A 20,042-nucleotide genomic window follows, 5' to 3' on the forward strand; every position below is an offset into this window, starting at 1 on the left:
TTTTCTCTCACCATTGCCTTTTTTTCTAATTTTCAAGAATATTTAAAGAGATCGGTGCCAATTTTTAACATAGAGCCGAATCTTTCTCCCCTATTTTCTTGCTTTGAGTTTTCAGAACACCAAAGTAATAAATATACCAAAATCTATGCCTAAGAGTCATTCATGATTCCCAAATCTTTATTTAACTAAAAAGACTGTGAATTTTATGGTTTCGTTAATATTGGTTGGATTTGGAGGAGTAGGTCGAGCACTTGTTGAAATTATGCAAAACGATGCAGATTACTTAAGATCAAATTTTGGCTTCGTTCCAGTAGTTAAAGCAATTTGTGAACGACAGGGATCTCTTATTGATGATAATGGGCTCAATTTATCAAATCTGCTGGATTTGGGTGATATTGCATCGTCCCCCTATTGGCAAGCCGGATTAACTACCTTAGAAATCATTCAAGAAATAAAAGCAGATATCCTTGTAGAGTGTTCATGGGCTTCAAATGATGGGGAACCTGCCTTTACAGTTCTAAAAACCGCTATGCAAAAAAAAATGCATATTGTATCCTCAAATAAACCCCCCTTTTATCTGAAATACGGCGAATTGAAGCAAATTGCTCAAGAAAAAGGTGTTATGATGCGCATTGAAAGCACTGTATTGAGTGCAGTGCCAGCCTTGGCTGCTGAAACAACTCTTGCTGGAGCTCATATTTCAAGTATCCGAGGGATTTTGAATGGAACATGCAATTACATTCTTACTCGAATGACTCAATCTAAATTGCCTTTCAAAGAAGCTCTTAAAGAAGCTCAAGATTTGGGCTATGCAGAAGCAGATCCGACCATGGATATTAATGGGAAGGATGCGGCAGGTAAAATTGTTATTTTATCAAATGCTCTTCTTGGTTGGAATAAGACTATTCATGATATTAAAGTGCAAGGTATTGAAGATGTCACTGCTGAAGATATTGAACGAGCCAAAAGGGAGCATAAATACATTAAACATGTGTGTCAAGCGAAAGATGGAAAGTTGAGCGCAGGTATTGAGTTAGTTCCTATGGACTCGAGCTTAGCTATCATGGGATCTTTAAATCTCGTCGAATTTGAAACAAAACATGCTGGCCCTTATACCTTCATCGGGCGTGGGGCAGGCGGGTTTGAAGCTGCATCAGGAGTCCTTTCGGATATAATTCATATCTCTACACAATTGTATGATTCTAAAAAAGAAAATCTTTGAGAGTGATCTATTAAAGGTATGTGAAATTAAATTGTTCAAGCATGGAAAATTATGATATTGATACTGCTACCGCCGAAGAAATAATGACACCTTATGTGATCATGTTGTCTGATTCTGCTACTTTTGAAGATGTGGTCAAATCATTATATGACAATAATATCTCTGCAGTGTTTATTCATAAAAAGACAACCGATGAATTTTTTATCATTTCACAATCTGATATTATTCATTTTATGAGAGTTGAAGGTCTAAATCTACCAAGTATCAAAGATATTCCTGTATCGAAACTTATGAAAGGACCTATTCGTATGGTCGATATTGATACACCCGTAGATAAAATTATTCATGTTATGGCAAAACATGAATATAAGCGGGTTTTAATTTCTGATAAAAATACTCCGGTTGGCGTGGTGAGTACTCGAGATGTGCTCATTTGGAACAATACTTATTTTAAACCAGCCAAACCTCAAGTACTGCTCTTCATGGATAATCAAACAAGCAATTTTATTTCACAATACATTTTTGAAGAAAATGTGGATAGCTCCCTCCAACGGGATCTCATCGATATATATGGGGGTGCGCTAAATTCGATTTCCTTGATGACTGATGAAATTCTGAAAAAATCGGGCAAAATGGCTCAATTAACTAAGGATAATCGCTGTATTTTATTTGAACCTGATAAAGTAATTACTGGAGTATTGATCTGTGATTTTAATTCCATTGATTTACGTTGCAAGCTTCAAGAAGCCACTCGTAAATTTTGCGAAGTGTATGCTAAAGAGCTCGAATCGAGTCAGCATATGCATGGGATCTGTCGGACTTGCGATGTATCTCCAGTATTACCTATTTTTGTTGGAGAATAAGATCGAAAAGAAAAAAAAGTTTCCCCTTCAATATATGGGAGCTGCTTTTCCAGTAATTTTTTGAATAGCTTCTTTAAATTTAGCAATATTTTGATCAGAATCTTCTACATTGGCAGCAATTAGCGAATTTATCATCGTTTTCTTTGCCAGTTCAACTTTTCCTTCATATCCTTTTTCATCTTTGATATATTGATAATATTTCATTAATTTTTGACCCATTTTCATACCTCCTATACTTTAAACTCCTTTAATGCTTCGATGTATGGTTTAGCTTCTTCACCCCAATCTTCTTCAGGTTTAATTTCCCATTCGCAATGATCGTCACCTTTTCCCATACATATAGGTTCGATTGCGATAATTTTCTTCCCCATAAATGCACTGCACCATCCAGATGCATAACCCATTAATGACCAACAAACAGGCTCTGAATCTTCCCCAAAGTTCATTAAGTGTTGTTCTGCTTCATAGGAATTGTTCCATACTCCAGTGAAGTAAATCTCCCCTTTCTTACGATCAATTTTCACTTCCTTGGGAGTTGCCTGAACAACACCTTCCCATGTATGAATAACAGGACCTGAGGCAAGTAGATCTATTTCACTATCAAACTTATAATTTAATTCCATTTGCATAAAATCTGCATATCCATGTTGATATCCAAATTTTAAAAACATTTTCCGGGCTTTTTCCTTCCCAATCTCGTCAAAGATCATTTTACGGAGAAGTCCAATAGCCTCTGTATCAAAAATCACCAATCTGGTATCTTTAAATGTTGTCATTCCCTTTTCCATGTTGAATTTGAGATCTTTTTCAAAATTAAAATCTTGAGCTTTCATCATTATCATCTCTAAACGATATATCTTTGTTTGATAACATTAACCCAAAATCAAAATAAATGGGTTCGTCTTCTAAAAAATATGAAAAATGAAAAAATATGTTATAATTGTAACTCTGATGACAATACTGACAATTATGTTGGGAAAAAAAATTTGGGATGATCCTCAACCTTAGGATTGAATCTTATCTAAAATTGAATTAACATAGGCTGGTTGAAACTCTTCCGCTAGTAGATCCATAAAAATGACATCAAATTTTTTTCCACCAATGATCCGACCTTGGCGTCGTCTTCCTATCTCTTTGAACCCGACTTTTTTATATAATGCAATGGCTCGCTGATTAAATTCAAAGGTTCCTAGCATGATATTATTAATATTTAGCAAATTAAAAGCATAATCCAGAATTAAATTCATAACATCTTGCCCATAACCTTTTCCCCAACAATTTTTTTCTCCAATCGCAATTCCCACCATGGCACGTCGATCAACATGGTCAATATCAAATAACATGACCCGTCCGATGGCAGTATTTGATTGAGAGTCAATAATGGAAAAAATATGCTTGTTATTCTTAATTATGTGAGAAATCGAGTTCTGTTCATTTGTGATTGATGTAGGATAATATACTTCATTGCCCAAGAGCATGGTTGTTTCCGTATCATTGAACCATGTCGCCCATTTTTCAGCATCTTCCTCGTTACAAGGGGAAAGATAACACAATTTCCCAATCATTTTTTTAAAATACATGATAGAGAATACAGAAGAAAAAGTATAAAAAAATTCAGTTTTCCCTATTTTAAGATTATGCAATCGATTAAATCATCGTTTAGTATTCGAAGCATTTCATCTTTAGTGGATTCATCAAATTCTACAAAGGCAATTGCAAACAAAGGAAATTTTCGATAATCCATTTGGCGAATCTCCAATGGATGAGTGAATTTCGAAGCAAATTTTTCGTAATCAATCGATGCAATATCCTCCCGTTTGATTTCTTTTGGGATATCTCCAACTACCATCGCATAGGTCTTTTTTTCCTTTCCTACTGTAACTTGCTCCCAATTAGGTGTGTTTCTTTCGAAGAACATCTGGTAATTATTAGTTCCCCAAGCAAAATAAGCTAAGTCGGTGACACACAAACCTGCAAACCGCATTGGATTAGCTTCAATAATCCCCACTTTCCCTTTTTCATCAACTCGAAATTCAATGTGCATAGGAAAATTCTTGATCAATGTGACTTCTCCTATTTGCTGAAGAGTTTTAAGAAAAGTCTCCCGATTTTGAGTTATTATTTCTTTCGATGTTATGTATAATCTATCGGAAGTGTCTTCTGGAGATGCGAAATAATGCTTTAGTATATTAAGTATCGAAGGTTTCCCTTTTTCATTAAAATAGACATCGACGGCATATTCATCCCCTTCAATCATCTCTTCAATAATAAAATTGGTTGAATTTACGACCTCAATTGGAAAAACATCTTTGTTGTTGGCCATTTCTGCTCGAATTGAAGAGATTATTATTGGCCATTCTTCTCTAGTTTGCACAACGTATACGCCCAAACTAAAAAATCCAATTGAAGGTTTAATAATGAATGGAAATGGTACTTCTTCGAGGTTTAAACTTTCAAGATCACTTAATTTAATTTGTTTGAAATAGAAATTTGGAAAATATGATTGCATTTTCTCTCTGAATATAACCTTATCTTTAAATATATTAATTTTCTCACTTAAGTCCATAAAATCCAAGTTTTTATTAATCCAATTGATGGAGTTTTCCGAATTGCTGAAAAGAGGTTGAGCGGGATTTTTTTTGAGCATTTCAATAAATTTAGATTCTTCCATAAAATTAATCTTGGAATTCAATTTCATGTCTTGAATTGCTGTATTTTTCAAAACTGGCACTTGCATTTCAATAAGGGTATTTTCAAGGAAATTGGAAACAAAAGGTTTGTCTAATATTATCATTGCTACCTACGAGTAAGAAACATCGCTTAGCAAAAAAATTTCTGTATCATTACTATAAGGATTTTATCAAAAATCCTTTTTTTTATTAACATCAATAATTTTTAAAATTGGTTTGTAGATCACAATTTTGAAATATCTATCCAATTTTTGACTTTTAAACGTTTTTGAGTTAATTCCGAGAATAATTTAAATAATTTGCACAGATGTGGTAAATATTTTCTAATTTGGGTTGAGAGTTTAGTGGGAAATGATCTTTTATTTCATTGAGCTTTGAAATTCTTTTGGAAAAAAGACATTTCTTAATGCATTCTTTAGGAATTTCGACAGAGCTACATAAAGATTTAAATTGACAAAAATAGAAAATTGAAATGATATAACAAATACGCATTGTTACATTGTTATGGTTATAATAAATTTAGGTGCTGAATAAGATGACAATTAAATATACTGTAGATGAAGGTCGTCCTTTTTATGGCAAATTTTGGCCAAAAGGAGTACCTCATCAATTAGATTATGATTATTCCTTGACTGTTGGAGGAATGCTGGATCGGGCTATTGAAAAATGGCCAAATGACCCCGCAATGTGGTTTTTAAAGACTTGGGTAACATATAAAGAATTTGGCAATTATGTAGATCGAATGGCGACCTATCTTCATTCGATTGGAGTGAAAAAAGGAGATGTTGTAGCAATTCATTTAGCTAATTGTATACAATATGAAGTGGCTTATTTTGCTATTGCTAAAATTGGAGCAATTGTTACTGGAATAAACCCAACGTATAAACCGATGGAAATCTTACACCAGTGCAAACTAACTGGAGCTAAAGTGATTATCGTGTTAGATGCACTTTATTTTCATTATGTATCAAAGTTTCGAGATGAATGGGATTTCGATAAAATAATTTATACTAATTTAGTGGATCTCGCCTCTGGTATGTCTCCTGTGATTAAATTTATCGGAAAGTTATTGAAAAAGATTCCTAAAGCAAAGGTAGAACATCCCAATGCTATTTCTTTTATGGAATGCTTAAAAACTGCCCCAAATGTACCAAATGTGGAAATTGATTGTGAAAACGATGCTGCCACTTTGATCATGACTGGCGGTACAACAGGTGTGCCAAAAGCGGCTGAGTTAACTCACATGAATGTCGTTGCAAATGCATTTCAATGTAAGGAAATTTTAATCAATCAACGAGAAGAAGGTAGTACTGAAGCTCCTCTTGGTCATCGAACGGGTATGGTTGGTTGTCTACCATTATATCACAGTTTTGCTATGACAACAGTCATGAATATTTCAATGGCCGTTGGTGGCTGGCAAATGCTGTTTGCAAAGCCTCCACCCACCGAAGAATTATTGAAGGAAATTCATGAATTACCCGATTATAATGGCTATATATATTGTGCTGCCGAAATTTTATTCCAAAGGATTGCTGAAATCGATCATGCGGTATTAGAAAAATATCCTTTGAAAGGTCATTTGAAATTATGCATTAGTGGAGCTGGACCGCTTCATGAATATGTGCGGATTCCTTATGAAAAGAATACTGGTGCAAAAATTACTGAAGGATATGGACTTTCTGAGTGTTCACCTGTTGCAAGCTGTAATAATTTTTATGGCGAACGTGAACCTGGATATATTGGTGTTCCAGCACCTGGTACTGATTGGGCTATTTTTGATGCGGAAGATTTTTCAAAAGGGATTATCAATGGCCTCGGAGAAGAAGCTGGTACTGGAGAAATTTGCGTTGCCGGTCCTCAAGTTATGAAAGGTTATTGGCAAAATCCTGAACGAACCAAAGAAACGATTAAAGAATACGATGGTCGCAAATGGCTATTAACTGGTGATATTGGTTTTATGGATGAGTACGGCCGAATTGCGATTCGAGATCGAAAGAAGCAATTGATTAAAATGGCAGGTCATTCCGTATTTCCAAAGGAAGTGGAATCATTAATTGGTTCTCACGAAAAAGTTCTCGAGGTTGCGGTCGCTGGATTACCTGATCCTAAAACGGGTGAAGCAGTAAAAGCTTGGGTTGCTTTGAAACCAGAATTTAGAGGTACAATTACTGGAGAAGAAATTAAAGCTTGGACTGAAGAGAATATGACACGCTGGAAATGTCCAAAATATGTGGAAATTATTGATGAAGTTCCAAAATCAAACGTTGGAAAAATTATGCGTCGAACTTTGCAAGAAGCAGACCCGATGTTCAAGAAAAGTGAATAAAACAATTTTTTCAATTTTTTTTTAAAATAATCATTTTATACTTGTTATGTTTCTTCTTCCTTATCCTTGCTTTCCAATTTACTTGTTGATTTGATTTCAATTCGTATAATCTTCATTCTAATTTTGGAATAAATATTTTTGAGCTCAAAATCGAAGGAGTAATAATCAATGAGACTTTCAAACCAACTACGATAAGTTTCAATTAGGTATAGGTGATTTTTACTTAATATCTGGAAAAAATGTGCCATTAAGTACTGTACTTGATGATTCTCATAGGGTTGAGTTAAAACTGATTCAAAATGTTGGAATAAAAAATCGACGATCTCAGTTCCTTGATGAATTAGAAGTACCTCATTTAGAGTTTGTAAAAAGAATATACCCAATTCATGAATTTCTTTGGAATTCGATTTTAAACATTGTTCCATTTTACCTTTGATATATTCTAATAATTGCGGATTCTTTTTTACAACTGTAAAAATGATGTATCGGGTGTGTTCTTGAATCTCTGGATTTTCTTGATCTAAAGTACTGACTAAATATCCAAACCTTACTGCTTCATTGAAATAATTAAAGGAATTGTGAAGAAAATATAACATTTTTAGAGATTTTTTGATTGTAAGGGAAGCTCCGTAGCTTAAATGAGTTAAAAAATCCATGAAATATGTATCTGCTAAAGCAATGTTGTTGGATCTGATAATCATTTCAAAAACAAGCTCATAGATAATTGCTGGAAATCTTGGGCACTGATCTTGATGGAGCCACGTGGAGACCAAGGGATAATCCTTGAGAGTTTCAGGATTTTTTTGTATATAAACGGAAATAATATTCAAAATATGTTCTATATACCGCTCCTTACCACTAGGGGATCCTGAAATTAAGATCTGGGCTAATTTAGTGAGTAATTCTCGAGCAATTTTGTCACAAGGTTGTTGGAAGTCTGATGGAAGATTTTCTCCATAGAGAAGATTATGAATCCAGTCTAAAATAATATCTAACTGGTATTCCAAGAGTGTTTTAGGTATTGGTGCTAAGTTAGGATCATTCTGCTCTTTTTCTCGCTTCAAAGCAAATAACTCATAAAACGTCAACCACATCTGGATGTCGTCCCAAAATTGATTGATCAAGTCAGGGTATTTCTCTATTAGTTCCACCCAAAGAAAAAAGTAACACTGAAATCCGGGTGGAAGCTGAGACTGAGAGATCCCTTGAGATTGATTTGCTGCGTCTTTACTTTTATGCTTGGATTTTCGCTTTTTCTTAGATTTTTTAGGAGATTTTCCATCAAAGTGTTCAAAGGGTGTAATTTTCAAATAATCGACTTGGTTGGTTAAAATTTGATTGATTTTACGGAAATATTTCTTATGCCATTCTGGTTTGATTTTAAAAGTGATTTCACAGACATGTTTTCCAAATTTATGTCGTTTTTCATTGGAATTATCCAATTCATCAAATATGGTTTCTGAATGTTGCATAAAATAATCTAAATTCTCATCAACAAATTGATACACAAACTTATAACAAATTTTTTGAACTTCAGGATAAGGATTTAATCTCCCTTCCCAAATCTCATTCCAAAAGAAGGCAATATATTGTGAATTTTGGAGCACATTTGTTTGAATTTCCCGATAAAACGCTAGCGTGGCTTCCTTGTCATTCTTCTCCGATTTGGTTGCAAATTTAACAAAAATTTTATACCAATGAGCATAAGTTTTTTCATTCCACCCCAGTTGTTCCGTGGTAATTCCTAAATGCCCTCCAATTTTGGGAAGAATTTTTGGTTTAGATTTGAATAAATTCGTTAGTGACTTCAAAATAGGCTTCTTTTCTTTCTTAAGTTTTTGAGAAGCCTTATTTTCATCGGAAGTCTGAGCCATAGTTCGTCATTGAACTAAACAATTTTCCAAAGTTGAACTTAACCTCTTAGAAAGATTCTTGAAAAAATTCATTCAGAAAAAAAATAAATCATGGGAAAAAAGATCTCAACTTGTTAACCTCGAGATCAGTTGAAAAAAAGTGAATTTTAGGTTAAAGTTGCAATTTTCAGAGAAAATTTGATAATTTGGGTGTTTTTTTAAATTAGTTTTCATATATTAGCATAAGAAAATGCTAAAAAAAATGGATTGCTACGATTTCATGAAATCTATCGAAGATGAAAAATATGATTTAATCTTAGCAGATCCCCCCTATAATAATTGTGTAGAAAATGAATGGGATAATCAATGGCAAAACGATGATGAATATTTAAAATGGTTAGAAATCAGAATAATAGAGTTTGCAAGATTACTCAAACCCTCAGGAAATTTAATTTTGTATTGTAAAAGGCAGTTTCATCATCATATCAAACTGATTTTGGATAAATATTTAACAGAACAAAGATCGATCATTTGGGTTAGGCGGAGAATGATGGATATGACTCGTGGTAAAACCCTTGCAAGCGGATATGAGCCAATTCTGTGGTATAGTAAATCTGATTCATATTTTTATAATTCTGAGAACGCTAAAGTTCCTCCTCAAAAACATTTAAGCCATCGGAGTGAGTATAAAAAAGGTGGTAGGTTAGAGAAAGGTGTAGGGTTGACTGATGCATGGGTTGATATCTCTGCGTTACCTCATAATTCTAAAGAAAAAACAATTCATCCTACTCAAAAACCCTTAAAAATTTGTAATCGAATTGTTAAAATATTTTCACCAGAGCAAGGGTGTGTTTTTATCCCATTTGGGGGTAGTGGAAGTGAAATACTTGCATGCATCAACTATAATTTAGATTGGAATGCTACTGAGATAAATGATGACTATTATTACCTAATAAAATCACGAATTGAAGATGCACTCAAAAATATTACCAAATAGATTAAAATTGGGGCTAAATACATAAAATACATGAAAAAAAGAGAGAGTAATTTGGTCGGGATAGATATTAATTATTCGGATTTGTACCCTAACTTGGCAAGGTATTCTTTTTCTTTTTCATGATGGATTTTTGAAAGTTTTTCTTTTTGTTCTTTCCATTTTGGTCCAGCTAAAGGATAGAGAAACATAATCAAAAAGGAGATAAAGAGAAGAATTCCGGGCACTAACATCCATCCTAATAAAATTCCTGTCTCTGCAGAACCAGTCTGTAATCCTTTATCTAAGGTTGTATCATATCCATAGTAAGCTATTACCCAAAGGAAAATCGAATTCGCGAAACTAAATGCTGGTTTAGTCACCAAAGAGTTCACTCCAGCATACACTCCTTCTCGTCGTAAACCAGTTTGAATCTCATCATAATCAATTACATCTCCAAATTGAATCTGAATTAGATAAAAACCGGCGGCGACACCTAATCCTATCAAAAAGAAGGCGATTGTTGCAAAAATTTGATTTTTTCCTAAGAATGAAAGAGTAATTGCACCGACAGATATTCCCAACAAGCATCCTTGCATTAATTTTTTCACACCCCAAGTTTCATGTCGAGTCACTAATATAATTAGAGTACCAATCGTGCTAATCAACATCGCTACAATTAATGGAATAACGTTGACATTAGTTACTTCTTCCATGTAATAACCAAGACCCATGAACAAAGCCGATTGGACATAAATTACGGTAAAAGAGAGTACTTCAAAGATCAGAAAGGATTTATTTTTAAAACTGGAGAGCAAGGCTTTGAAAAATGGAGGTTGCTCTTCTTCTTGAGTATAGTGGTTTTCTTTAACAATATAGCTACTCGCAAAGACAATCAGACCAACAATAACTGCGAGTATTATTTGAAAAGTGACAAATGGAGTCGTATCATCATTAGCTCCCGGACGAAATCCGAGCACCACTAATGGAAATGCCATTCCAATCACTGAAAAGAGTACTTTCCAAATAAAAATCGAACCTCGAGCTTTATTAGATACCGCCATTTCAAATGGAAGAACATAAAGGGCAGAAGCAACTGCAGTATAGAATGTATCATAGAAGAATAGGGCAATTAAGAAATGAATGAAGAGTATTGTCTGATTGTCTGTTACCGGCCAATTTATCCAGCATGCTATATATGAAATTGTAATTAAGGGTGCTCCATATCTAACATATGGAATTCTACGTCCCAATTTGCTTTTAGTTCGATCAGTAATGTATCCATAAATTGGATCGTTGACTGCATTCCAAATACCAAAAAGGATCCATACGATTCCAGCATTTGTTAAGCTTAAACCTCGATTAGTTGTAAAATAGTAGGACAAGGTTGCGCTGATGATCCCCATTATGATCCCCACGCCACCATCTGCCGCAGTAACTGCTATTCTAGATAATATGGGGACATTTTCTTCCTGAATTGGTTGTCCTCCTTGTGTTGATGTTGTTGATTGCATTTTATTTTCTCCGGGTGATTTTTTTAAAAAATAAATTTGTAAAACAAAATTAACAAATTTCTTTAGTTTTTTTAAAATAATGTTTTACAAATATATAAAGATTTCTTCTTTCTTTTACGAAACGTTTTACAATCACAAAAATAAGTTGATTTTTTTGGATATATATAATTGCCTCAACAATTGATTTATTAATTTAGAAATGAAATATTGAAACGTGAAATGTAAAAATGAATGTCGCAAGATTGAAAAAAACCTTATTACTTATGTTAATCTTTAACTCTCTCAATATTTTGGGTGCTATTACTACAAATAACCACAAAGATGAAATTCTTTTTCCAAATCAACCTCAATCTGCCGATTTCTATACTCTAAATATCGGAGCGTGGATTATTGTTGCGGGCGATCGAGAATCAGATCACGATTTATATTACTGTCTTGAACAAGGCTGCATAGATGTTTATAATAAATTAATTAATTTAGGGTACTCCCATGACGATATATACTTCCTAGCAGGAAATTGGGATGGTTCACTCCCACCCAATGCTGATGATGTTTCTACTCGAATTAATATTGAGTATGCAGTGATCAATTGGGCATCTTTGAAAGTAAATGAAAACAAAGGTCTTGGGATCTATCTTTTAAGTCATGGGGGATACAATAAAATGGCTCTTCCAGGAGCTGATTTGTCAGATACTCAATTGGATTCTTATCTGAGTAGTCTTGAATGGATTTCAGATATGGAAAGATCTGTGGTTATTTATGATGCATGTCATTCTGGATCGTTCATAGATCCTTTAAGTAAGGAAGGGCGGATAATTATAACTTCAACTGATATTGATAATAGAGCCTTTGAAAATTCCGATGATTCTCATGGATTATTCTCAGAACATTTTTGGACAGCCCTTTCAAATGGAGACCTGTTAGGGAATTGCTTTGTGTACGCCACTGATTGCGTAGATTTATTGGGTATCAATTCGGAACAAACACCCTTGATTGATGATAACTGTGATGAAATTGGCCATGAAGTGAATTCGTATTTCCATAGTTTACCAAACGGAGGGGATGGCTGGGATGCTTTACAAATTACACTTGGAAAAACAAATTTGCATCCAGAATTCGTGGTTCTTGATAAATGTAGTCTTCGAACATACATCCCTGAAGGTATGGAAGAATTGCATCTTTGGACAATACTTGATAACAATACTGAAATAGAGTTTGTAAAAGCTCGTATTTTTCCAGAGTGGTGGGAGTGGCCCACACCTCATGTCGATGATGACGGAATTGCCTACTTTACTGAAAGTGATTTTCCTAGTTTGGAATCTTTCGATCTCACCCTTAAACCTGAACCTGGAATAAACGGCGGAAAAAATTATTCAACGTCAATCTATATTCCAAAAAATCCCAGTATTTTTGGACAAGGAAATGGAACCTACAAAATCTTATATGAAGCCAAATCTAAAAGTGGTCAAGTCGCAAAACCATTAGTCTCCTCAGTTGTTATAAACGAAAATGGTGAAGCTCCCTTGGATTTAATCCCTCCTACCGTCAAAATTCTAAATCCTCTCTCTGATCTTGCAATTCAAGGTTTACTTAATATTACTGTAGAAGGAGAAGATGATCAAGCTTTAGATCAAATTCAAATTGTATTGGATGGAAAAATCTTGGAGACTTTTGAAATGCCTTCCTACTTACCGTATCCAGTGGAAACTCACAGCTTGGATACTTTCAAAATGAAAGATGGGATCCATAATTTAACTGCAATTGCGTATGATTTGGCGGGGAATAGACAGCAATCCTCCGTATTCATCAACTTTCAGAATGGATCAATTTTAAATTTTGATTACATGCCTTATCTTATTGGGGCGGCAGTAGGAATTGGAGTTTTCATGTTTGGAACATTACTCATTTGGACAAAGAAGAAAAAATAAAGTTGAAAGGTTCTATTGGCTCTAAAGGGTTTTTTTTTAAGCAAATTAATTAGTCAGATAGTTTATAACCATGATCTTTGAACCAATCTTGCAATTTTTCTTGATCTACAACATCTTTTTTCTTCTTTTTTAAGAGAAAGAAAGTTCCCCCTCCAATTCCTCCTGCAACTGAGACTCCTAGAGAGATCCAGACAACAACACTTACCTTAGTTGTGAAGGAATATTCACTAACAACCCAATTTCCCGCTTCATCTTGGGCATATACTTGAAGGGTATGACTTCCTGATTTCACGGGTAAAAATACTTGATAAGTTCCATTTAAGGTAACATTTTCTCCATTATCCCAGTTATAATGTACCGCAGCCAAGGCAAAATTATCTATAATGCTCAAAATTATCGAAGAATTCTTTGTTAAACGAGTTTTTGAGGAAGTGAGGGAGATCGTTGGGGGAGTATTGTCAGAAGTGATATTGAAAGATTTATATGCTTCGTTTCCAGTTTGATCCCATGCATAAACATGGAGAACATGGAGTCCTTCTTCCATAGGGGTTAAGGTTTGATAGTTGCCTTGCCAGGGTATTTCAGTGCTATTATCCCATGCATAGCTCACATTTTGTAAATAAGGTTCAATGATGCTAACTGCAATAATTGTGAAAGGTTGGAGAATAGCGTTATTTTGAATAGTCATTAAGGAAATGAGTGGAGCTGTAGTATCAATAAATATTTCAAAGGTCACATTAGCCCAATTATTTGCTTGATCTTGAGCAAAAACCAACAAATTATTTGAACCCTCGGTGATATTATCTACTAATATTGCATAAGGTGCATTTATAGTTATATTTGTTCCATTATTCCAATTGTATAGCACTTGTACAAGGTCATTCTGATCTTGTACAAAAAAAGTTGCATAGTCTCCTTGACCAAGTGCACCTCCTAAAGTTGGATTCGTTAAAGTAATATTTGGTGCTGAATTATCCGCTATGAATTCAAAAATTTGATGTGCTGTATTTCCAAGAGTATCATTGGCGGATACGTATAATCGATGAACACCATCTTCGAGAGGTAAATTAGTCACATAAGGTGAACTCCACCCATATATCACGTTTTCATCATCCCAATGATACCAAACCGCTTCCAATAAAGGATCGCTAATAGTTAGTTCTATTAATGTTCCTGATTGGTATATATATGGTGTTTGAGGCATGATCATTTGAATAGTTGGTATTGTATCATCAATAGAAAAATTATAGGCTGTGGAAATTCTATTTCCCGCAAGATCTTCTGCATACACATTTAATATAATTTCATTTGTTCCTTGATCCACGAAAATAATGTTATAGGGTGAATTCAATGTTGAATTGCTACCACCATTCCAATTATAGTTCACCTGATTGACGGTATTTTCATCTGTTATCTGTAAATCTATAATATCTCCAGGTGAGATTCCCCTTCCTTCTTTTGGACTAAGAAGGGTAATCGCTGGATTCTGATTATCAATTATGAATTCAAATGATTGCGTTTCCAAGTTTCCTGCTTTATCTTGGGCATTAACAATTAGTATATTTTCTCCATCAGAGAGTGAAGGAACTTTGATTTCATAAGGAGAAATTAGGGAATTTGAAAATTCTGGATACCCATCCCAAGTGTATAGAATCGTGTGAATTGAGTTGAGTTCAGAGATATTTAAATTAAAAACTGCTCCAACTTGCAATTCCATGGCCATTTCAAGATTCATCAGCTGAATCGTGGGTTTGGTATCGTCTATAGTAAAGAAGTAACAATTATGACGAAGTTTGCCTGCTGTATCATTCGCATAGATATTCAATTTATGAAGCCCATCCAAAATTATTCCAATGGTTATGTTATACGGTACGTTCAGCGTAATATTTGCTCCATCATCCCAATTAAAAAATACAGATTCAATAGATTGTAGGTCTGTAACATCGAAATTCAAAATTTGTGATGATTTTATTTCGGAATTGTTCGTTGGGGTGTGGAGTACAATTGATGGTGCATCATCAACTGAGAAGGAAAACAATTCTGTTTGCAAATTACCCGCAATATCATAAGCAAAGAGGTTCAGTTCATTACTACCTTCCGATAATCCGCTTGCTGTGATATTGAAAGGATATTCCAATGAATTATTTGAACCATCATTCCAATTATAATAACAGTGATCTAATGTGTTGGTATCAGAAATGTCTAAGTTTATGATCTCGGTATTTTGAATTGTAAGACCCGAATATCGTGTAATTATTGGCGCTGTTTCATCAATAATTACATCGTAGGATTGAATGCTATTGGAATTTGAAGCATTGTCGGTAGCGATAATATTAAAGGTGTGATGTCCTTCAGATAGATCAGGAACAATGAGCGAATATAGAGGTCCGGATAAGGGAAGATCGGAGGTGCTATCCCAATGATAATAGACGGAATTGATCGAATTGTTTTCAACTACAACGAACTCAAAAATGTTTCCATTTTTTGTTTCCAAATCTTTCAAAAACAGAATTTGAGGTTTAGTGTCATCTATAATCCATTGTTTTTCAAAAGTTCGTGTTTCTCCATTAGAATTATTTGCATGAATAATTAAAGTATGAAATCCATCTTCCAGTTCTGGACATGTTATTGTGTAAGGAGATCCTCCGTTAATAACTATATCTGCTGCTTCATCCCAATTATACCATACGGTATCTACTGTACCGTCTATAGTTTCAACAATAAATGAAATATCTGATTGTGATTGAATTTCTATATTATTTAAAGGATCAATTATCTCAATATTTGGTGCCGTGGCTGGTGAAGGTTGATTTTGTAAATCAGTTGCTTCTTGAAGATTTCGAGAATTTAGATTAAAAAATCCTTGATTCACTGAATTACTTACTAAAAATATCATTAGAACTGCGATTATCTTTCGATTATTCATGGAATTCATATTATCCTTCATTTCAACTTCAAATTTCACAGATGGTTCTTAATTCACAACTGATCATTGTGAGGAGTTTTTGAATTCAAACATAGGTTTTAAGAAAAATTCCAAAAAAAATCTCAAATGCAATCCAAAATTACTATTATATATGCGAATCATTGATTTTCGATCCGACACAGTCACAAAACCCAGTCCTGAAATGTGGGAAGTTATAAAATCCATGGATAATAGTAAATTGGGGGATGATGTTGAACGAGATGATCCAACTGTCTTAGAATTGGAAGCTAAAGCCGCTAAAGTGGTAGGAAAAGATGCCGCCCTCTTTGTTACTTCTGGAACCCAAGGGAATTTAATCTCCCTTTTAGCCCAAACCACTCCCGGAGAAGAAATTTTAGTGGATGAACAATCTCATATTTATAAATGGGAGGTCGGTGGTGCTGCTCGTATGGGAGGACTCATGGTGCGAACTTTTCCCTCAAATAAAGGCATGTTTAATCCCAACAATCTTCAATCTCTTATCCGTCCCCATGATGATATACATCAACCCATAACTTCTATGATTTGTCTAGAAAATAGTCAAAATTATTATGGAGGGATTGCCTTGCCCACGTCTTTATTCAAGGAAACGCGAGATTTTGCAGATCAGAATCACCTAAAATTACATGTTGATGGTGCTCGAATCTTTAATGCTGCTATTGCTCGTAAAATTGATGTGAAAGAGTATACAAAATTTGTAGATAGTGTTCAATTTTGTTTGTCTAAGGGTTTATCTTGCCCAATCGGTTCCATTATTGCGGGGTCTCATGAATTTATTGATTCCGCAATTAAATGGCGGAAAATGTTAGGTGGGGGCTGGCGTCAAGCTGGAATCATCGCTTCTATGGGTGTGGTAGCTTTAGAACAAAAATGGATTGATCGACTTAGTGTAGATAACCAATTAGCCAAAAATCTTGGGACCATTTTATCTGGGATGGATTTACCGATCAACATTCCTGAACCGGATACAAATATTTTGATGGTTGAAGTACCCACTCACTTAGACATGCCTAAACTCGAGCATTCATTGGAGAGTGCTGGCATTAGAACTCATGCAATGGGACAACGCATTCGAATAGTAACACATTCTGGAATTAATCAAGATGATATCGAATACAGTGCCCAAATTATTTCTGATGTAATAAGAAAAAGTGTTCTTTAATCAATGTGATTATTAAGTTTTTTTTTATTTATCCGAATTATTAAATTTCACAAATATAAATTGTTCAATTTCTGGTAATCTCTTTGAATCTTAACTGACTTCACTTTGTGAGTCGTTTCATAAGTTTAAAAGGATTTTCTGATCTTTTTCCTTGAATCCTATTTGATACTGCTTTATATAAAGATTTTAATTTATCGTATTGAACAACAGCTTTGGTGTTTTTGTTTAAAACGTATCTTTTATTTATTGGCAATACCGTGATAAAAGTAATGCCGATTGAAAGAAATTTTAATTTGACTTTAAATCAAGAGGAATTGCTGAAAATTTTAGGAAATAACTTTTCCCAATTATTGAAAAAACCTAAATTTAGTCAAATTTTCTGCGAAATTCAATCTAATTTGTTTCAATTATTTGAACCTCAGTTAATTTGGGATCTTTTTCCGGTTAAGGACCTTACTCCAACCGGTTTTTTATTAGAAAGTGGCGTCAAAATCGGTGGAGGGCCAGTAAAAGAAGTTATGGGAGAAGCTTCAAAAGTTCTCTTAGGAATTTGTACTATTGGACCGAAATTTGATGAGGAAATCAACAAATTTACTCAATCAGGTAATATTTTTGAGGCAGTTATATTAGAAAGCATTGCAAGTTTTTTAGTAGATCAAGTTCGTGAAACTTTTTTTTCTCAGACCCAATTAAAGATAAAACGAGAAGGAAAATTTAATTCCATTCTACTTTGCCCAGGTGAATCGGATTGGGATGTCTCTGATCATAAATTTTTCTTTGATTTATTGCATCCTGAACAAATAGGTGTAAGTTTGAAGGAATCTATGTTAATGATCCCTATGAAATCTTTGTCATTCATGATAGGTGTTAGGAATGAACCATTTAGATTAGATCATAAAAGACGATGTGATTTTTGTTCACTGCAACCTAGGTGTAGATATTCCCAAATAAATAATGGAAGAAATTTATGTACTTAAGCTTATTTTTTAATTAAAGAAAAAACAAAAAAGATATTATTTTTCAATAAAAGGAGTGGCAGTGATGGATTTTTCAGAGCTAATTGAAAAATATGCTTTATAGACAATCCATGCCATCGCCATATATGCCATGGTTTTTGGAATCATCAGCATTCCAAGTGCGGGAACACTCCGAACGAATAAGATCACTGGCGTATAAAACAGATAGGATACGAAAATGCAATAAGCTAAATTTTTGAAAGTTGCATTCCCTTCGGCTTTTGCATCTCGAAGTATTAAAATTGCAACGCCTAACCCTTGGATCATTAACGGAATATTACGGGCTAATCCAAATCCAAGAGGTGGAACTACATTTCCCCATTCATTTTGAGGAAAGACAAATAAAATCAACCGAATAATTCCTACTCCCATTAAAATATAATATAGGATATCTCGTGGTTTGTTAAATTGAATTCGCCAAACTTCCAAAATTATCATATAAAGGATCCCAACAGTAATGGCCGTACTTAACGCGCCCAAACCCACTAAAGTTGCATTATTTTCTAATCCTCCTAAGGCATAAGCAACTACTCGAAATCCAACATGTCCGGTATCTCCAAAGGCTAATAAAAAGAAGCCTAGCATCATGAGTGATGCAATTTTCCAATCTTCTTTTTGGACATTTTTTCGTTTCAAAAACATTTTGACAACAAACATCCAAATGAACGTCAAATATATGATGTTAAAGGTTATTTCTCCAATTTCTGCCATTGATAAAGCCATATGTATCACTTCAGATCAAATTCGATCTGTTACACTTGTTACACTTGTTACAACATTTAAATATTGCTAAGACTTATTTGTAGTATGGTTGGCCGGCTTCTCGGAATTCGACTTCCAGAAAAAATCATGGATAAATTCGATCTCATTGCCCAACAACGAAATGAGACTTCCAATCAATTGGGAAAAAAAGCTCTAATAGAATGGATTGAAGTCCTTTTTACCTCCCGTAATTTGAACATGATTATTTTTCCAAAGGAAATATTGATAAAAACGCTTTCGTACTTGAATAAGGAACAACAAAGTGAAATTGCTAAAGATGTAGCTACAAATATTATTGAATATTTTCAATTTCTATTTAAAACCCACATCAAGCACTTCTCCGATGAAATATTTAACCAAGTTATATCCAAATTTCTGGGAGCTTCTGGTGCTATGTGGTTTGATCACCTTGAGTTTGACCTTAATAAACAACAAGGTAAATTCCAAGCTTCTCATACGTCGGGAATTCAATGGTCACAATTTTCAAGCATTGTCATGCAAAAAATCTTCAAAGATCATTTTAAATATGAAATATTGGAAGATTCAATCATCAGTGGAAAAAATAGTGTCTATTTCAATTTTTCAAAGTAGAAAAAAAGTTACCATGGTTGCCCGCCAGATTTATTTATTAAAAGGTTAGATGCGGCATTATGCTTATCCACGTTTAACTGATTTTCTTTTTCATTTAAAACTGTTTTATGATGAATTCCTGTGCTTTTTTTAATTTTCGCTACAATCCTTCGGATAAATCCCATTGTCTTGCTATTA

General features: G+C 34.1%; 17 protein-coding genes and 1 pseudogene. 9 read left to right on the plus strand and 9 right to left on the minus strand.

Annotated features, from left to right (window positions below):
* Positions 1 to 205 precede the first annotated feature (205 nt).
* Positions 206 to 1,222 carry a homoserine dehydrogenase gene (locus NEF87_RS17285; RefSeq protein WP_457916823.1) on the plus strand — a complete coding sequence of 339 codons (1,017 nt, stop codon included), beginning with the start codon at positions 206 to 208 and terminating at the stop codon, positions 1,220 to 1,222.
* A gap of 41 nt (positions 1,223 to 1,263) precedes the next feature.
* Complete coding sequence (locus NEF87_RS17290; protein ID WP_371802664.1) at positions 1,264 to 2,085, plus strand: CBS domain-containing protein; 822 nt, start codon at positions 1,264 to 1,266, stop codon at positions 2,083 to 2,085.
* Between the two features lie 27 nt (positions 2,086 to 2,112).
* Here the strand turns inward: NEF87_RS17290 and NEF87_RS17295 are convergent, their stop codons facing one another.
* The 4 genes from NEF87_RS17295 to NEF87_RS17310 form a co-directional block, all read right to left on the minus strand.
* The gene (locus NEF87_RS17295; protein ID WP_457916824.1) at positions 2,113 to 2,304 is read right to left on the minus strand and encodes a hypothetical protein; all 192 of its coding nucleotides are present in this window, start codon (positions 2,302 to 2,304) and stop codon (positions 2,113 to 2,115) included.
* An 11-nt stretch (positions 2,305 to 2,315) separates the two neighbouring features.
* Complete coding sequence (locus tag NEF87_RS17300; RefSeq protein WP_457916825.1) at positions 2,316 to 2,921, minus strand: XylR N-terminal domain-containing protein; 606 nt, start codon at positions 2,919 to 2,921, stop codon at positions 2,316 to 2,318.
* 168 nt (positions 2,922 to 3,089) lie between these two features.
* Positions 3,090 to 3,665, minus strand: coding sequence for a GNAT family N-acetyltransferase (locus NEF87_RS17305; RefSeq protein WP_457916826.1), 576 nt, complete (start codon positions 3,663 to 3,665; stop codon positions 3,090 to 3,092).
* A 44-nt stretch (positions 3,666 to 3,709) separates the two neighbouring features.
* Positions 3,710 to 4,879: an ATP-grasp domain-containing protein gene (locus NEF87_RS17310; protein ID WP_457916827.1), complete on the minus strand. Its 1,170-nt coding sequence runs from the start codon at positions 4,877 to 4,879 to the stop codon at positions 3,710 to 3,712.
* A 581-nt stretch (positions 4,880 to 5,460) separates the two neighbouring features.
* Between NEF87_RS17310 and NEF87_RS17315 the strand changes: the two are divergent.
* Positions 5,461 to 6,594, plus strand: a pseudogene (locus NEF87_RS17315) (AMP-binding protein); the annotation flags it as partial.
* A 192-nt stretch (positions 6,595 to 6,786) separates the two neighbouring features.
* Positions 6,787 to 7,101: an AMP-binding enzyme gene (locus NEF87_RS17320; RefSeq protein WP_371806858.1), complete on the plus strand. Its 315-nt coding sequence runs from the start codon at positions 6,787 to 6,789 to the stop codon at positions 7,099 to 7,101.
* A gap of 44 nt (positions 7,102 to 7,145) precedes the next feature.
* Here the strand turns inward: NEF87_RS17320 and NEF87_RS17325 are convergent, their stop codons facing one another.
* Positions 7,146 to 8,975 (minus strand): hypothetical protein, encoded by a 1,830-nt coding sequence (locus NEF87_RS17325; RefSeq protein ID WP_457916828.1) that lies wholly within the window; start codon positions 8,973 to 8,975, stop codon positions 7,146 to 7,148.
* Between the two features lie 229 nt (positions 8,976 to 9,204).
* Between NEF87_RS17325 and NEF87_RS17330 the strand changes: the two genes are divergently transcribed.
* Complete coding sequence (locus NEF87_RS17330; protein ID WP_457916829.1) at positions 9,205 to 9,951, plus strand: DNA-methyltransferase; 747 nt, start codon at positions 9,205 to 9,207, stop codon at positions 9,949 to 9,951.
* 71 nt (positions 9,952 to 10,022) lie between these two features.
* Here NEF87_RS17330 and NEF87_RS17335 read toward each other — a convergent pair whose 3' ends face one another.
* Positions 10,023 to 11,441: an MFS transporter gene (locus NEF87_RS17335; RefSeq protein ID WP_457916830.1), complete on the minus strand. Its 1,419-nt coding sequence runs from the start codon at positions 11,439 to 11,441 to the stop codon at positions 10,023 to 10,025.
* A gap of 227 nt (positions 11,442 to 11,668) precedes the next feature.
* On the opposite strand from NEF87_RS17335, the gene NEF87_RS17340 reads away from it, so the two are divergent.
* Entirely contained in the window at positions 11,669 to 13,369 is a 1,701-nt protein-coding gene (locus tag NEF87_RS17340) for a C13 family peptidase (RefSeq protein WP_457916831.1), read from the plus strand.
* A 49-nt stretch (positions 13,370 to 13,418) separates the two neighbouring features.
* On the opposite strand, the gene NEF87_RS17345 is transcribed toward NEF87_RS17340, so the two are convergent.
* Positions 13,419 to 16,316, minus strand: coding sequence for a hypothetical protein (locus NEF87_RS17345; RefSeq protein WP_457916832.1), 2,898 nt, complete (start codon positions 16,314 to 16,316; stop codon positions 13,419 to 13,421).
* 130 nt (positions 16,317 to 16,446) lie between these two features.
* Between NEF87_RS17345 and NEF87_RS17350 the strand changes: the two genes are divergently transcribed.
* Together NEF87_RS17350 and NEF87_RS17355 are read left to right on the plus strand one after the other, a co-directional pair.
* Entirely contained in the window at positions 16,447 to 17,496 is a 1,050-nt protein-coding gene (locus NEF87_RS17350; RefSeq protein WP_457916833.1) for a threonine aldolase family protein, read from the plus strand.
* A gap of 269 nt (positions 17,497 to 17,765) precedes the next feature.
* Entirely contained in the window at positions 17,766 to 18,473 is a 708-nt protein-coding gene (locus NEF87_RS17355; protein WP_457916834.1) for a hypothetical protein, read from the plus strand.
* A gap of 36 nt (positions 18,474 to 18,509) precedes the next feature.
* On the opposite strand, the gene NEF87_RS17360 is transcribed toward NEF87_RS17355, so the two are convergent.
* Positions 18,510 to 19,235 carry a hypothetical protein gene (locus NEF87_RS17360; protein WP_457916835.1) on the minus strand — a complete coding sequence of 242 codons (726 nt, stop codon included), beginning with the start codon at positions 19,233 to 19,235 and terminating at the stop codon, positions 18,510 to 18,512.
* An 84-nt stretch (positions 19,236 to 19,319) separates the two neighbouring features.
* Here NEF87_RS17360 and NEF87_RS17365 point away from each other — a divergent pair, with 84 nt between their 5' ends.
* Complete coding sequence (locus NEF87_RS17365; RefSeq protein WP_371802704.1) at positions 19,320 to 19,865, plus strand: hypothetical protein; 546 nt, start codon at positions 19,320 to 19,322, stop codon at positions 19,863 to 19,865.
* 8 nt (positions 19,866 to 19,873) lie between these two features.
* Here NEF87_RS17365 and NEF87_RS17370 read toward each other — a convergent pair whose 3' ends face one another.
* On the minus strand, positions 19,874 to 20,029 hold the full coding sequence (locus NEF87_RS17370) for a hypothetical protein (protein WP_457916836.1): 156 nt from the start codon (positions 20,027 to 20,029) through the stop codon (positions 19,874 to 19,876).
* Positions 20,030 to 20,042 lie beyond the last annotated feature (13 nt).

This window comes from Candidatus Lokiarchaeum ossiferum, from assembly GCA_025839675.1.
Lineage (GTDB): Archaea > Asgardarchaeota > Lokiarchaeia > Sigyniarchaeales > Promethearchaeaceae > Lokiarchaeum > Lokiarchaeum ossiferum.